The 15,378-nt window shown below is 73.5% G+C and carries 6 protein-coding genes; 5 read left to right on the top strand and 1 reads right to left on the bottom strand.

Annotated features, from left to right (window positions below; genetic code table 11):
* The first annotated feature begins 11 nt into the window (after positions 1-11).
* Genes O7634_RS29370 through O7634_RS29360 form a run of 3 tightly spaced genes read left to right on the top strand, consistent with a single transcriptional unit; the run spans position 12 to position 11,348 of the window.
* On the top strand, positions 12-7,913 hold the full coding sequence (locus tag O7634_RS29370; RefSeq protein WP_278153380.1) for a type I polyketide synthase: 7,902 nt from the start codon (positions 12-14) through the stop codon (positions 7,911-7,913).
* Entirely contained in the window at positions 7,906-10,263 is a 2,358-nt protein-coding gene (locus O7634_RS29365; RefSeq protein WP_278153379.1) for a thioester reductase domain-containing protein, read from the top strand. Before O7634_RS29370 ends, O7634_RS29365 begins: the two co-directional genes overlap by 8 nt.
* Entirely contained in the window at positions 10,260-11,348 is a 1,089-nt protein-coding gene (locus tag O7634_RS29360; RefSeq protein ID WP_278153378.1) for an alpha/beta fold hydrolase, read from the top strand. The genes O7634_RS29365 and O7634_RS29360 overlap by 4 nt, the downstream gene beginning before the upstream one ends.
* Here O7634_RS29360 and fxsT read toward each other — a convergent pair.
* Positions 11,338-13,683 (bottom strand): FxSxx-COOH system tetratricopeptide repeat protein, encoded by a 2,346-nt coding sequence (fxsT, locus tag O7634_RS29355; protein ID WP_278153377.1) that lies wholly within the window; start codon positions 13,681-13,683, stop codon positions 11,338-11,340. The genes O7634_RS29360 and fxsT overlap by 11 nt on opposite strands.
* Positions 13,684-13,835: 152 nt before the next feature.
* Here fxsT and O7634_RS29350 point away from each other — a divergent pair, with 152 nt between their 5' ends.
* On the top strand, positions 13,836-14,831 hold the full coding sequence (locus O7634_RS29350; RefSeq protein WP_278153376.1) for an RNA polymerase subunit sigma-70: 996 nt from the start codon (positions 13,836-13,838) through the stop codon (positions 14,829-14,831).
* Between the two features lies 1 nt (position 14,832).
* A complete protein-coding gene (locus tag O7634_RS29345) occupies positions 14,833-15,276 on the top strand; it encodes a DUF6069 family protein (protein WP_278153375.1) in 444 nt (147 codons plus the stop codon).
* Positions 15,277-15,378 lie beyond the last annotated feature (102 nt).

Raw genomic sequence — 15,378 nt, 5'->3', positions numbered from 1 at the left:
GTGGAGAAAGCATGCCCACCGAAGCCGAACTCGTCGACTACCTCAAGCAGGTCGCCGGTGAGCTGCAGGTCACGCGTGCCCGGTTGGAGGCGCTGGAACAGCAGCGTGACGAGCCGATCGCCATCGTCGGGATGAGCTGCCGGGCGCCGGGCGTCGACACACCGGACCGACTGTGGGAGGTGGTGGCCCGCGCCGAGGACCTGATCGGCGAGTTCCCCCGCGACCGGGGCTGGGACGTCGACGGCCTGTACGACCCGGAGCCCGGCCGGCCCGGACGCACGTACACCCGGTCCGGTGGTTTCCTGACCGACGCCGGTGACTTCGACCCGTCCTTCTTCGGCATCTCCCCCCGCGAGGCGCTCACCGTCGACCCGCAGCAGCGACTCACGCTGGAGGCCGCCTGGGAGGCGCTGGAGAGCGGCGGCATCGACCCGCACACCCTCAGGGGAAGCCGGACCGGCGTGTTCACCGGATCGCTCTACCACGACTACGGCGCCGGCGAGAACGTGGCCAGCCTCATCTCCGGGAGGGTGGCGTACGCGCTCGGACTGGAGGGCCCGGCCATCTCGCTGGACACCGCCTGCTCGTCCTCGCTCGTCGCCATGCACCTGGCGATACGGTCGCTGCGCGCCGAGGAGTCCGTGCTGGCGCTCGTCGGTGGCGTGACAGTGATGGCCACCCCGGGCACGTTCCTGGAGTTCTCCCGGCAACGCGGACTGGCGCCGGACGGGCGGTGCAAGGCGTACGCGACGGCGGCCGACGGCACCGGCTGGAGCGAGGGTGTGGGCATGGTGGTCCTGACCCGACTGTCCACCGCGCGTGAACACGGCTACCCGGTGTTGGGCCTGCTACGCAGCAGCGCGGTGAATCAGGACGGCGCGTCGAACGGGTTGACGGCGCCGAATGGTCCGTCGCAGCAGCGGGTGATTCGGCAGGCGTTGGCGGCCGCGGGGTTGACGGCCGCGGATGTGGACGCGGTGGAGGGTCACGGTACGGGGACGACGTTGGGTGATCCGATCGAGGCGCAGGCGTTGGTGGCGACGTACGGGCAGGATCGTCCCGAGGGGCGGCCGCTGTGGCTGGGGTCGTTGAAGTCGAACATCGGCCACACCCAGGCCGCCGCCGGGGTGCTCGGCGTGATCAAGATGGTGCAGGCGCTGCGCCACGAGGAGCTGCCCCGCACCCTGCACGTCGACGAGCCGTCGCGGCACGTGGACTGGTCGGCCGGCCAGGTCCGGCTGCTCACCGAGAGCCGACCGTGGCCGCGGTCGGAGCGTCCGCGCCGGGCCGGCATCTCCTCGTTCGGCTACAGCGGCACGAACGCGCACGTCATCGTGGAGGAGGCGCCCGAGCCGGACCCGGTCCGGCCGGTGGACGACCAACCCGCTACGGCCGTCCCGTGGCTGCTCTCGGCGCGGACGGCCGAGGGCGTTCGCCGCCAGGCGGAGCGGTTGCGGGAACGGCTGGCCGTCGAGCCGGCCCTCGATCCGCAGGACGTGGCGTACACGCTGGCCCGTCGCTCCCGCTGGCCGCACCGCGCGCTGGTGGTCGGTCGGAGCACCGGCGAGCTGGTGGAGCGGCTGGCCGAGGTCACGCCGCAACGGGCCGTGCCGGTCGACGGCGCGGTGTTCGTCTTCCCCGGGCAGGGCTCGCAGTGGCTCGGGATGGGACGTTCCCTACTGGTGTCGTCGCCGGTGTTCGCCAACCGCATGCGCGAGTGCGCCGAGGCGTTCGCCCCACTGACCGACTGGTCGCTGGAGGAGGTGATCAACGGCGCGGACGAGGGGTGGCTCCAGCGGGTCGACGTGGTGCAGCCGGTGTTGTTCGCGGTGCTCGTCTCCCTCGCCGAGGTGTGGCGCCGCGCCGGCGTACCTCCGGTCGCGGTGGTCGGTCACTCGCAGGGCGAGATCGCCGCGGCCTGTGTGGCCGGGGCCCTGTCGCTCGCCGACGCGGCGCGGGTGGTGGTGCGGCGCAGCCGCGCCGTGGGCCGGCTGGCGGGGCGCGGCGCGATGGCGTCCGTGTTGGCCGGCGCGGACCAGGTGACCGCGCGGCTGACCGGCGGGGTGGAGTTGGCCGCGGTGAACGCCCCGGACCAGGTGGTGATCTCCGGACCGGCCGCCGACGTGGCCGGATTCGTCGACGCGGCCACCCGCGACGGCATCCAGGCGCGGCTGATCGCGGTCAACTACGCGTCGCACTCGTCGCAGGTGGACGACCTCGGCGCCGAGGTGTCGGCCGCGCTGGCCGACATCGCGCCGCGCCCGGCCCGGGTGCCGCTGATCTCCACGGTGACCGGGGTCGAACTGGACACCACGACAATGGACGCCACCTACTGGTTGCGGAACCTGCGTCGGACCGTCCGGTTCGCCGACGCGGTGCGGAGCCTGCTGGACGCGGGCTACCGGATGTTCGTGGAGGTCAGCCCACACCCGGTGCTGACCGGCGCGGTGACGCAACTCGCCGAGGAGTACGACCACCCGGTGACCGTCACCGGGACCCTGCGGCGCGGCGAGGACGAGCAGACCACACTGCTGCGCAGCCTCGGCGTGGCGTTCGCGGCCGGGGCGGCGGTGGACGTCTCCGCCTGGACCGGCGGAGGACGGCTGGTCGACCTGCCGACGTACCCGTTCGAGCGGGAGCGGTACTGGCTGCCGGCCGCGCCAGCCGTCGGTGACGTCCGCGCCGCCGGACTGGGCGCGGTGCGGCACCCCATGCTCGGAGCCGCGATCAGGTTGGCGGAGACGGACGGGCTGGTCTGCACCGGTCGGATCTCCCGCGCCACCCATCCCTGGCTCGGCGACCACGTCGTGCTGGGCCGGGAGCTGCTGCCCGGTGCCGGGTTCGTGGAGCTGGCGCTGCGCGCCGGTGAGCAGGCCGGCTGTCCGGCGGTGCGTGAGCTGATCCTGCAGGAACCGCTCGCCCTGCCCGCGGAGGGTGACGTCCGGCTCCAGGTGACGATCGGGCCGCCCGCCGACGAGGGCCGCCGGATCGACATCTACTCCCAGTCCGGGGACGATCCGTGGCGGCACCACGCCACCGGGCTGGTGGGTGCGGGCGACGAGCCGCCCCGGCGGTCCGACGACGTGCCCTGGCCACCCGACGGCGCCCAGCGCGTCGATGTGACCCCGCACTACCCCGGCATGGCCGACGCCGGGATCGAGTACGGGCCGGCCTTCCAGGGGCTCACCGACCTGTGGCGGGACGGCGACGGATGGGTCGCCCGCGTCACGCTCGGCACCGACCAGGCGGCCCGTTACGGTCTGCATCCGGCGTTGCTGGACGCCGCGTTCCAGGCCGCCGCCGCCGGGGCCGGCGAGCGACGCGCCGTGTTGCCGTTCTCGATCGGCGCTGTCTCGCTGTGGCGCTCCGGAGTGACCGACCTGCGGGTACGGATCACCGCCGACGGCGACCTGCGCGACATCCAGCTCAGCGACGCGGCCGGCGACCCGGTCGGCCGGGTCACCTCGTTGCTGGCCCGGCCCGCGGCCGCCGGCAACGCGGCCCTGCTGTCGGTGCGGTGGTCGGCGCACCCGGTCACGGGCACGCGTTCGGCCGTCGAACCGGCAGTGGTGTCGCTGCGGGACGCGGAGACCGGAGACGACCCGGTGACCGGCGTCCGGCTGCTGATCGACCGGCTGTTGCCGCAGCTACGGCGGTGGCTCGCCGGTCCGGGCTCCGGGCGGCTGGTCGTCCTGACCCGCGACGCGGTGCTGACCGGTGTCGGGCCGGAGCGGCTGGACCCCGCCCAGGCGGCCGTGTGGGGCCTGGTCCGGGCCGCCGCCGCCGAGAACCCGGATCGCCTCACCGTGATCGACGTCGAATCGACCGGCGCGGCGCCGGACGCCACCGACAGGCTGGTCGCCGACGCGGTGCGGGCCGGCCTGCCCGAGGCGGCGATCCGGGACGGCCGGTTGCTGACCCCCGCGCTGCGGCGGCATCCGGTGCCGGCGGGTGGCAGCGCGGCCGCCGAACTCGGCGCCGGGACCGTGCTCGTCACCGGCGGAACCGGCGGACTCGGCGCGCTGCTCGCGCGGCATCTCGCCGAGGCGGGTGTCAAGCACCTGCTGCTGCTGTCGCGGCGCGGACCGAGCGCCGACGGCGCGGACCGGCTCCGCGCCGACCTGGAGGCGCTGGGCGCGGAGGTCAGCATCGCCGCCTGCGACGCCGCCGACCGCGACCAGTTGGCCGCCGTCCTGCGCACGGTGCCCCCCGAGTACCCGTTGACCGGTGTCGTGCACGCGGCCGGCGTGCTCAGCGACGCGATGGTGACAGCGATCGACGCCGACCAACTGGAGACGGTGCTGCGACCGAAGGTCGACGCCGGCTGGCACCTGCACGAGCTCACCGCCGAAGCGAAGCTGGACGCGTTCGTGGTCTTCTCGTCGGTCGCCGGTGTGCTCGGTGGGCCGGGCCAGGGCGCGTACGCCGCGGCGAACGGCTTCCTCGACGCGCTGGTGCAGCAGCGCCGCGCCGCCGGGCTGCCCGGTGTCTCGCTGGCCTGGGGCCTGTGGGCCGAGGCCACCGGCATGACCGCTCACCTGACCGACGACGACCTGCGGCGTATCGGTAGCGGAGGGATCGCCGCGCTGCCCACGGAGACCGGGCTCGCGCTGTTCGACGCGGCGCTGTCGCACGCCCGGACCGACCCGTCGCCGTCCGGCGCGGTGCTGCTGCCGCTGGAGTTGGACCTGGCCATCCTGCGGCGCACCGATCCGGGACTGCTGCCGCACCTGCTGACCACCCTGCTGCCGCGCCGGTCCGACGCTGCCACCCCGGCCGGCGAGGTCGATCTGACCGACCGCGACGCCGTGGTGGCCCGGGTCCGGGACCGCTTCGCCGGGGTGCTGGGCCTCGTCGCCGATCGGCTCGACACCGGGGCGCCACTTGTCGGTCAGGGCCTCGACTCGGCCATGGCCATGCAGGCCCGCAGCCTGATCCAGGCCGACTTCGCCCGCGCCCTGCCGGTCGCCATGATGTTCAACGGCGCCACCGTGGAGAGCATCGCCGAGCACCTGAGCGGTGCCGCGGGTGTGGACACCGCCGTGACACCGGGCGCGACAACGCCGGTGGAGGGCACGATCGAGTGGCCGGCGACCCGCGACGTGGTCCGGCTGATCCGCACCGAGCAGCGCGGCGTGCCCGCTGTCGCCCACCACATCGGACTCGCCGTACGCCTGGGCGCGGACGCCGACGAACATCGGCTCGCCGAGGTCTGCGCGGGCCTGGCGGGCGCCCACGCCGCCCTACGCACCGCGATCGTCGCGGACGACGACGGCGGCTTCCTGCTCCGGGTGGCGGCGGAGGCCGGTGCGGGGCTGCTCCGGTGGTCCCGGGTGCCGGCCGGGACAGACCCCGGACGACGGCTCGAGGAACTGCTCGCACCGCCGTTCGACCTGGCGACACCTCCGCTCTGGCGCTTCGAGATGCTGCACTATCCCGACGGCGACCAGGTGTTCCTGATCGGCGCCCACCACGCCGTAGCCGACCTGGCGTCCCTCATGTTGATCGGCGTGGCGGCGGGCGCGCTGCTGAACGGAGCGCCGGCGCCCGCGCCGACGAACGACGACATCGAGTTGCTGCTGCGATCCCAGGCCGCGTTGCCCGGGGAGCCCACCGCGCCGCGGCGGGCACAGTTCGCCGGAGTTCAGCGGCTCGACCTGGAACTGGCCCGGCCCCGACCGGAGCGCCGCTCGTACCGCTCCGGCACGCACTACGCGGCTCTGCCGCCGGGGCTGGCCGAACGGGTGGCGGAGCAGGCCACCCGCCTGGACGTCACACCGGCGGCGTTCTGGCTCGGCGCGCTCACCGTGCACCTGGCCCGGCTGCGCGGCCGGGAACGCTTCGTGCTGGCCGTGCCGATCGACACCCGGCTGCACGTGGACGCCACGACGGCGATCGGGTTCTTCGGGGTGCCCATTCCGTACCCGGCCGAGGTCGCGCCCGGCACGCCGGCCGGAGATCTGCTGCGGCAGACCGAACACCGGCTCAGCCGGGTACGGGACCAGGGCGTCACCTTCCTCGACGCGATGCCGGCCCTGATCGAGGAGGGCCTGCACCGCCCGGAGGCCCCGCTCGTCGAGGTCTACTTCAACTACCTCCCGCCGCAGGCGCTGGCCGGCACCCGGCTGGAGATCCTGCCGGTCGGCACCGGCCACTTCGACCTGGACCTCATGGTGACGGTGCTGCCCGGGCTCGACCAGCTGGGGCTGGAGTACAACACCGACATCCTCGACGAGGAGTCCTGCGCCCGTCTCGTCGCCGGCTACCTCGAGGTGGTCGCCGAGATCGCCGACGACGCGCGTACGCCGGTCACGTCGCCGGTCCCGAAGGTCGCCGTCGCGGCGACCTTCGCCCTGGGCAACCTGCCCGCGATGCTCGGGCTGGCCCTGGACGACGACCGGTACGAGATCGTCGACGCGCCCTACCACCAGGTGCTGGCGAGCCTGCACGACCCGGCCGGGGTGTTCACCGCCCCGGGAACGGTGGCCGGCCTGGTGCTGCTGCGCGCCGTGGACCTGACCCGCTTCCATCCGACGACCGACGACCTGCCGGCCCAACTCGCCGAGGAGTACCCAGCCGCGCTCACCGGCCTCGCCGAGCGGGCCGGGGTGCCGCTGATCGTGGGCCTGCTGCCGGAGCCGACGGACGCGGCCTGGTCGCGGGAGGTGGTCGCCCGGCTGGAGGACACGCCGGGCGTCGGCGTCCTACCTCCGGAATTCTGGGCCGAGGGGTTCACCCCGGACGAGATCTTCGACGAGCACACCGACGCCATGGCGCACCTGCCGTTCCGGGAGGAGTTCCAGGCCGGGGTGGCGCTCGCCGCCGCCGAGGCGATCGCGCAGGCTCGCCGCCGGCCACCCAAGGTAATCGTGGTGGACGGCGACGAGACGCTGTGGGGCGGCGTCGCCGGTGAGGTCGGCCCCGCGGCCGTCGACCTTGCCGGCCCCCGGGACCTGCTCGCCCGGCGGCTCCTGCGGTGGCGGTCGGCCGGCGTGCTGCTGGCTCTGGTGTCCAACAACGACGAGGCGACGGTGCGCGCCGTCCTGGACCGCCCGGACTGCCTGCTGAGCCCCGCCGACTTCACCGTCATCTCCGCCGGCTGGGAGCCGAAGCACGTGCGGATCGCGGCGATCGCCGACCGGCTGTCGCTGGGCCTGGACAGCTTCCTGTTCCTCGACGACAACCCGGTGGAGATCGCCGGCATCCGTGCCGCCCTTCCCGAGGTGCTCTGCCTGACCTGCCCGCCGGCCGTCGAGCTGGCCGCGTTCGTCCGCCGGATCTGGCCGGTCGTGCCTCGTCCGGCCACCGTCGAGGATGCCGGCCGGGCCGAGTTCTACCGGCAGGAGCAGGCGCGCACCGAGGCGCGGGGCCAGGCGGGTTTCGCCGAGTTCATCGAGCGCCTGGACCTGCGGCTCGACGTGGACCCGGTCACCGACCGGACGGCCGAGCGCACCATCCAGCTGAGCCGCCGCACCAACCAGTTCAACCTCCGGCCGCTCCAGCTCGACGCCGAGAGCCTGGACCGCCTGCGGCGGCACGCCGAGGTGTGGACCGCCGCCGCCCGCGACCGGTTCGGCGACTACGGCCAGATCGGTGTGCTCGCGGTACGCCCGGACGACGACGTCCTTGACGTGCTGGCCTGGATGCTCAGCTGCCGTGTGCTGGGTCGTGGCGTGGAGGACCGACTGCTCGGTTGGCTGGCGGACCGGGCGGCGGCGCTGGGCTGCACCGCTGTCCGGCTCACCGCGGAGAACACCCCGCGCAACATTCCGGCCCGCCGGATGGTCGCCCGTCTGGGCGGCGGTGACGTCGACGCCGACCGGCTGGTCGTCACCGTGGGTCTCGATCACCTCCGGGACTTCCGCTCCTGGGATTCCGAACCGACGTCGCCATTGGAGGCGGGCAATGCCTGAACCCGACACCGAACCCGGCCGCAACGGCGTGGTCGACCGCCGGGCCGACAGCGCGCTCATCGAGGGGAGTGGGCGCAACCGCGCGCAGGCGGCCGAACTGCTCGCCCGGCTGCGCGGCCCGGACGCCGGGGCCGTGCCGGTGATGGCCGCCGCTCCGAGCAGCGCCGAACAGGTGGCCACCGCGATCGTCGCCGCGGCGGGCCGGTTCCTGCGCGGCGTCCGGGCCGACGTGGACACCGACCTGTTCGAGGCCGGCCTGTCCTCCACCGACGCCGTCGAGCTGGTCGCCGACCTGGCCCGCCGGGTCGGCGTACGCCTCAGTCTCGACGACGTGTTCGCCGACGCGCGCCCGGCGAAGCTGGCCCGCCGCTGGGCCCACGCGGCCGGCCTGCCGGCGGCGGAGGAGGACCGGGCCGGCGCCCCGCGGGAGACCCGTCCCACCAGCACCGCCCTGACGGTCCCGGTCCGCACCCCGGACGAGGACATCGAGATGATCCTCGAAGACCTGGCGCTGGCCGACCGGCTGCCCTGGTGCGAGGCGCCGCCGCCCGAGCCGCCGCGCCGGATCCTGCTCACCGGCGCCAACGGTTTCCTCGGTACCCACCTGCTGCTGGACCTGCTGCGGCGCAGCGACGCCCACGTGGTGTGCCTGGTTCGCGCGGCGGACGACGAGGCCGCCCGGCAACGGCTCGGCGAGGGTCTGCGGAAGTTCTCGTTGCCCTGGTCGGCGGAGGTGCGCAGGCGCGTCACAGTGGTCGCCGGTGACATCCGCGAGCCCCATCTGGGGTGGAGCGAGCAGCGCTGGACCGAGCTGGCCGACGACGTGGACGCGATCGTCAACGTCGCCGCCGCTGTGGACTTCCTGCGTGGTTACCCGTCGCTGCGTCGCAGCAACGTGATCGGCCCGCTGCGCCTCGCCGAGCTGGCCATGACCGGCCGTCCGAAGCCGCTGCACCACGTCTCCTCGGTGGCGGTCTTCAACGAGGTGGGAGTCACCTCGATGGGGGAGGACGACCCGGTCGCGCACATCACCCGGCTGGTCGCCGGATACGACAAGTCGAAGTGGGCGGCGGAGGCCGCGCTGCGCAGGGCCCGCGAACACGGTCTCGTCGTGACGTTCCTGCGGCCCGGCGCGATCAACGGGCACACCGAGTCCGGCGCCTACAACGCCCACGACCTGAGCACCGGTTTCCTCGTCGCGTCCTCCCGGTACCGGCTGCTCCCGGCGTTCAAGGCGATGAACACCTCACCGGTCGACTGGGTCAGCCGGATCGCGGCCGCCATCGTCTGCGACCCCGACGCCTGGGGGCGGAACTACCACCTCACCGGGCGCGCCGACACACTGCCCGAGATGGTCAAGGACATGAAGATGGCCGGGATGAACGTCCGGGTCCTGGGCTGGGAGCAGTGGCGGGAGGAGGTCCTCGCCCGGCAGGAGGCCGACCCGGTTCCGGAGCTGGAGTTCATGGCCCGGCTGCTGCGTAACCCGGCGGCCCTGAAGCTGTGCGAGGGGATCATGCTCGGCCCCGCCTCCCGTGCCGACCGCACCGAGGCGTTCATCGCCCGGCACCATCTGCCGATGCCCGCCCGGTACGACGCCGCCGCCCAGCTCAGGACGTTCGAGCGGATGGCCGACGACGGGCGGATCACGCTGCCGAGCCGCCACGACCAGCCGTACCTCTGGTTCAGTGAGCGGGCGGCGGGCCTGGTCGGCGCCCCCGGGGACGAGGTGGCCACCACCGGCTGCACGATGGCGCTCACCCTGTCGGTCGCCAGCATGTACCAGGTGGTCCGCCAGCGGCGGATCGACGTGACCGGCACTGTGGCCTGCGCGCGGTTGCACGCGCAACCGTTGACGGTGACCGACGGCGAGATCGAGGTGCGCCCGGACGAGGGGGTGCCGCACCGGCACGGCACCGACCATCCGCTGCTGCACTACCGGCTCACCCTCGTCGACGCCGATGGCGGTGAGTGGTGGCTGGACGGCTGGAAGACCGCCCGGCTGCGGCGTGACCTGTGGCGGCAGACCCGGGCGATCGAGATCAGCATCGGTCGTGCCGGTGCGCCGGCAGTGGTCACCGGAGAGGTGCAGGTACCGAGCGCGGCGTACCTGAAGGACCAGGTCGACGGGCTGAGCGCCAACCCGCGGCTCTCGGCCCAGGCGCAGCGGCTGGCGAAGATCACCTGGCTGGGCTGGTTCTACCGGGAGATGGCAAAGGGGCTGGTGGAGCCGGCGCTGCGGGCGGGCGCCGACCTGCTCGACCTGCGCCGCGACGCCATCGACCGGGACCGGGACAACCCGCAGCGGTTGGTCAGCAAGCTGAGCAAGAACAGGAGGCAGTTGTCATGAGGCTCAAGCCGCTCAACGCCCGGCTCACCGGCGCCACGGTCGAGGATGTCCCGTTCACCGCGTCCGACGGCACCCGCCTGGGCCTGTACCGCCTCTCGCCGCGTGACGACAGCGACCGACCGGTGGTGCTCCTGCTGCACGGGCTCACCGCGTCGGCCGACATGTTCGTGCTTCCCGAGGTCCGCAACCTGGCGGAGGTGCTGCTGGAGGCCGGATACGAGCCGTGGCTGCTGGACTGGCGGGGGAGTTGCCGCCTGCCGTACAACGAGGGCCGGGAGCGCTACACGCTGGACGACGTCGCGCTCTACGACATTCCGGAGGCGGTGGCGCTGATCCGTGAGCGGATCGGCGACCGACCGCTGTCCGTGGTGGCGCACTGCATCGGGGCCATGTCACTGTCCCTGAGCCTGGCAGCGGGGCTGGTGCCCGGGCTGACCGCGGTGGTCGCCCAGGGCGTCTTCCTGACGCCACGGATCTCCTGGCGGACGCGTACCCGGATGCACTTCGGCGCCGAGTTCCTGCGCTCGCGCTTCGTGAACTTCCCGACCGACTTCAAGAAGGTCGGACTGTTGTCCCGTTACGCGCTGGTCTACGCGGCGGCGGCCCGAGGCGCCGAGTGCAGCGACCCGACCTGCCACGTCCTGCAGAACAACGCGTGGGGGCTGGGCGCGTCGCTGTTCGAGCACCACCAGATCGACGAGGTCACCCATGACCGGCTCGCCGGCCTGTTCGGCACGGTGCCCCTGTGGATCCTGCCGCACCTGCGCCGCATCGAGCTGGCGCACACGGTGGTCAGGTACGACCTGGACGACGGCCGGTACGACCGGCTGCCGGAGAACGCGCTCGACGAGGCCGGCCGCATCGACGCGCCGTTGCTCCTGCTCAGTGGCAGCCGCAACGGTTTCTGGCTGGACTCCAACAAGCTGTGCCACCAGGTGCTCTCCGCCCGCTATCCGGAGCTGGACGTGCGTTATGCCGAGATCCCCGGGTACGGGCACGTCGACCCGATCATCGGTCGGAGCGCCGCCCTGGACGTGTTCGGCCACATCGTCGATTTCCTCGACGAGTGTCACGTCAAGGTGTGACCGGACGGCCGGGGACCACCGTCGGCGAGGTCCCCGGCGCTCCCGGTGAGGTGCTCGACACCACCGGGAGCCCTCCGAACCGGGCGTCGTTCGCGCGTGCCTGCCGGTGCCGCCCCAGCGCCCGCAGGTAGGCGCTGACCGCGCGCGCGGAGCCCCTGGTCTCGACGTGGTCCGGACCGAGGACCCGCGCCTGACGCTCCAGCGTCTCCTGGCCGAGGGCGAGCGCCTCCGCCGAACGACCGAGGTGGTGGAGCACCGCCGCCGTCCGGGCGGCCGACAGCATGGTGTACGGGTGCTCGTCGCCGAGCACCCGCCGCTGCCGGGCGAGGGTGTCCCGGTGCAGCTCCAGCGCGTCCGCCGGTCGGCCCGCGGCGGCGAGCTCGTCGGCGAGATCGCCCGCCGAGAGCAGGGTGTGCGGGTGGTCCTCGCCGAGCACCCGACGGCGTCGGTTGACGGTGTCCTCGTGCAGGGCGAGCGCCTCCTCGTGGCGATCCAGCGCGCCCAGGGTCAGCGCGAGGTTGTGTGCGGTGCCGAGCGTCAACCCCAGGTCCTCGCCGTACCGTGACCGCAACCGCGACAGCGTGTCCGCCAGCAACTCGCGCGCCCGTTCGAACGGTGGAGGGTCCTCCGCCGTGGACCGCCCGAGCCGGTACAGGCACAGCCCGAGGGTGCAGGCGGAGCTGAGCGTGGCCAGGTGGTCGTCGCCCAGCACCCGCCGGTGGCGACGCAGCGTCTCCGCCGCGATGTCGTGGGCGGCCTGGAGCTGGCCGAGCTGCGACCGCGCGTCCGCCAGACTGTGCGCGGCCTGGAGCGTCGCCGGATCGTCCGGGCCGAGCCGGCCACGCCACTGCTGGTAGAGCTGTTCGGTGATGTCGTGGCCGGTCTTCAGGTCTCCGTGCCCGCGCAGGTACCAACCGGCCTGGATCGCGACCCGGCGGAGATCCGGGTTCCTGCTCGCGCCCGGATCGACGGCCAGCAGGTGGGGAAGGAACCGCCCCCAGTAGGGCCAGGAGGTTGGTTCGTGGTGCGGGCCGGGCGCCGCGGCGGCGAGGAGGGCTTCGACCTGGTCCCGGGTGGTCGCCCGGGCCGTCGGGTCGGCGAGATCCCGGACGATCGCCAGGGTGAGGCGGTGCAGTTGCGGCCCGACCGGCCCGGCCTTGGCCAGTCCGTACCGGGCGAGGAGCCCGACCGACCGGCGGATCGCCATCGTGGACGCGGCGACGGACGCCAGCGGCTCGGGAAGGAGGCCGGCGGGCGCGGCGGTGAAGATCTCCATGGGTACGGGCTCCGGCGCGAGCAGGGCGCAGAGGCGTAACAGCTGCACGGCGGCCGGGTCCTTGGCGTTCAGTCGGTCCAGCGAGATCTGCACTGTCGCGGCGAGCGTCGTCGGGTAGGACGGCGGCTTGCCCTCCGCCATCACCTGGGCGCCGTGCTGGGTCAGCTCGCGCAGGTAGTCGTCGGCGGTCATCGCCGTCTCGCCGATCACCCCGGCCGCCTGCGCCACCGCCAGGGGGAGGTCGCCGACGGCGTCGGCCACGCGCTCGGCCTGCGCCACGGTCAGCTCGGGCGCGAGTGTGCGCAGCAGCGCCACCGACTCGGCGCGGTCGAACACGTCCACATCGAGCAGTGTTGCCACCTGCCGCCACCCCGGGTTGCGGGACGTGACGATCACGTGACCGGGGCCCTGCGGCAGCCACGCCACGACATCCTCGGGCGCCTCGACGTTGTCGAAGATGAGCAGCCAGTGCCCGGCCTCGCGGAGTTCACGCAGCACCTGCCGGGCGGTGGTGTCGGTGTCCGACGCGGCGGTGAGCCAACCGGTGGCGAGACCGAGGGCGGTGAGCTGGTCCCCGATCAGGCCGCTCTGTTCGGCGTTGACCCACCACGCCAGGGCGTACTCGTCGGCGAACCGGTGGGCGTACTCGACGGCGAGCGACGTCTTGCCGACGCCGCCGAGGCCGTGCAGGGCGAGCACCGCCACCGGCTCGCCCGTACGGAGGCGGTCGTGCAGCGCGGTCAACAGCTCGTCGCGGCCGGTGAAACCGGCGTTGCGGCTGGGGATGTTCCAGGCCCGTGCCGTGCCGCCGCCGGACCGGGGGGCGTCCGGCGGCGGTCGCCGGACGGGGCCGACGGCCGGCGGCCGGACGACGCCCCGGACCGGCCCCTGCTTGGCCCACTGGGTCAGCGGGGCGGCGACGAGCGCGGCGGCCAGCGCGGCGACGGTCGCCGACGTCTCCACGTCGAGATCGAAGCCCAGCTGGCAGGCGAGCCAGACCAGGGCCACGGTGAGCAGACTGCTGACGCTGGCCACCGCCCACCGGCGTGCCTGGGTCATCGGCTCCCTCCACGGGTGTCGACGTCGCCGCCGTTCCGGGTCCACCTCACCACACCGTGACCACGTTCTGCACCCTCCGTTTCGGTGATGAGTTCTCGGACCCGCACGCGTCACACCTAGGACAGGACACGACGAGGCGGAAGGATGACGTGATGAGCACGGATGTGACAGACCTCGCCCAGGTCGACGAGCCGACGTTCGGAGGACTGGCGCAGCGGCACCGGCGTGAGCTGCACGTGCACTGCTACCGCATGCTCGGCTCGTTCGAGGACGCCGAGGACACCGTGCAGGAGACGTTCCTGCGCGCCTGGCGGCGGCGGGAGACCTTCGCCGGGCGTTCGACGTTCCGGGCCTGGCTGTACCGGATCGCCACCAACGCCTGCCTGGACCTGCTCGCCAGGTGCCGCCCGGAGCCGGCGACCGGTGGTGAGGTGCGGTGGTTGCAGCCGTACCCGGACCGGCTGCTCGACGAGCTGCCTGCCGGTGGCGCGGACGAGCCGGAGGCGGTGGCCGTCGCGCGGGAGACGATCGAGCTGGCGTACCTCGTCGCCGTCCAGCACCTCGCGCCGCGTCCCCGGGCCGTGCTGATCCTGCGCGACGTGCTCGGCTGGCCGGCGAAGGACGTCGCGGAGCTGCTCGGCGACTCGGTCAACTCGGTGAACAGCGCGCTGCAACGGGCCCGCGCCGGCATGCGTGCGCACCTGCCCGCCGAGCGGCAGGACTGGACCGGCGGCGAGGAGGACGCCGGGACACGCGAGCTGGTCCGTCGCTTCACCGACGCCAGTGTGGCGACCGACATCGACCGGCTCGCCGCGATGCTGCGGAACGACGTGCGGTGCTCCATGCCGCCCACGCCGGGCCTGCACGTCGGCCGGGACGAGGTGGTCGACGACTGGATCGCGGACGGCTTCGACCGCATGACCGGCCTGCGCGGCGTACCGACCGCTGTGAACCGGCAGCCCGCCGTCGCCTTCTACCACTGGCGGGAACGGGAGAACGCCTACCTCCCGCTGACGATCGACGTGCTGCGGGTCAGCGGCGGTGCGATCACCGAGATCACCACCTTCCACAGCGACCGGTTCGCGCGGCTCGGGCTGCCGGAGCGTCTGCCGGCGGACCGTACGGACTGGTCACCGACGGAGGCATGAGATGAACCGCAGCACCGACATCCCGCTCGTCGCGGGGCCGACCGGCCGCGCGCACCGATTCCGGCGGCTCGCCGGCACCGGCCTCCTCGCCACGCTCGCGGCGATGGCGGCCACCACCCTCGTCGCCGCGCTCGCCCGTGCCGGCGGCGTCGACTTCGAGATCCCCGACGGGGGCCAGGCGATCCCGTTGCCCGGCTTCGCCGTCGTGACCGGCTTCTTCTCCGTCGTCGGCGTCGTCATCGCCGCCGCGCTGCTGCGGTGGAGTGTCCGGCCCGCCGAGCGATTCCGGTGGACGACGGTGTCGCTGACCGCGATCTCGATGCTCCCGCCCCTGGTGTCCGGGGCGGACACCGCCACCGTCTGCGCCCTTCTCGGGCTGCACCTGGTGCCCGCGGCGATCGTGATCCCGGCAGTGGCGCACAGTCTCCGTACCCCTGACGTCTGACGGCTCGCGGTGGGGCGGCGCGGGGCGCACGGGCGGGCCCGGGGTGGCGAAGGATTCTTTCGCTTAAGTTCGACTGACTGTCGGTTTCTGTCCGATGCGTGC

The organism is Micromonospora sp. WMMD1120 (genome assembly GCF_029626235.1).
Lineage (GTDB): Bacteria > Actinomycetota > Actinomycetes > Mycobacteriales > Micromonosporaceae > Micromonospora.
This window is presented reverse-complemented; position numbering and strand designations above follow the sequence as displayed.

Excerpts from the sequence above, each read along its gene's own strand:
- O7634_RS29370 (WP_278153380.1), top strand. The coding sequence starts at position 12 with ATGCCCACCGAAGCCGAACTCGTCGACTACCTCAAGCAGGTCGCCGGT.
- O7634_RS29365 (WP_278153379.1), top strand. The coding sequence starts at position 7,906 with ATGCCTGAACCCGACACCGAACCCGGCCGCAACGGCGTGGTCGACCGC.
- O7634_RS29360 (WP_278153378.1), top strand. The coding sequence starts at position 10,260 with ATGAGGCTCAAGCCGCTCAACGCCCGGCTCACCGGCGCCACGGTCGAG.
- fxsT (WP_278153377.1), bottom strand. The coding sequence starts at position 13,683 with ATGACCCAGGCACGCCGGTGGGCGGTGGCCAGCGTCAGCAGTCTGCTC.
- O7634_RS29350 (WP_278153376.1), top strand. The coding sequence starts at position 13,836 with ATGAGCACGGATGTGACAGACCTCGCCCAGGTCGACGAGCCGACGTTC.
- O7634_RS29345 (WP_278153375.1), top strand. The coding sequence starts at position 14,833 with ATGAACCGCAGCACCGACATCCCGCTCGTCGCGGGGCCGACCGGCCGC.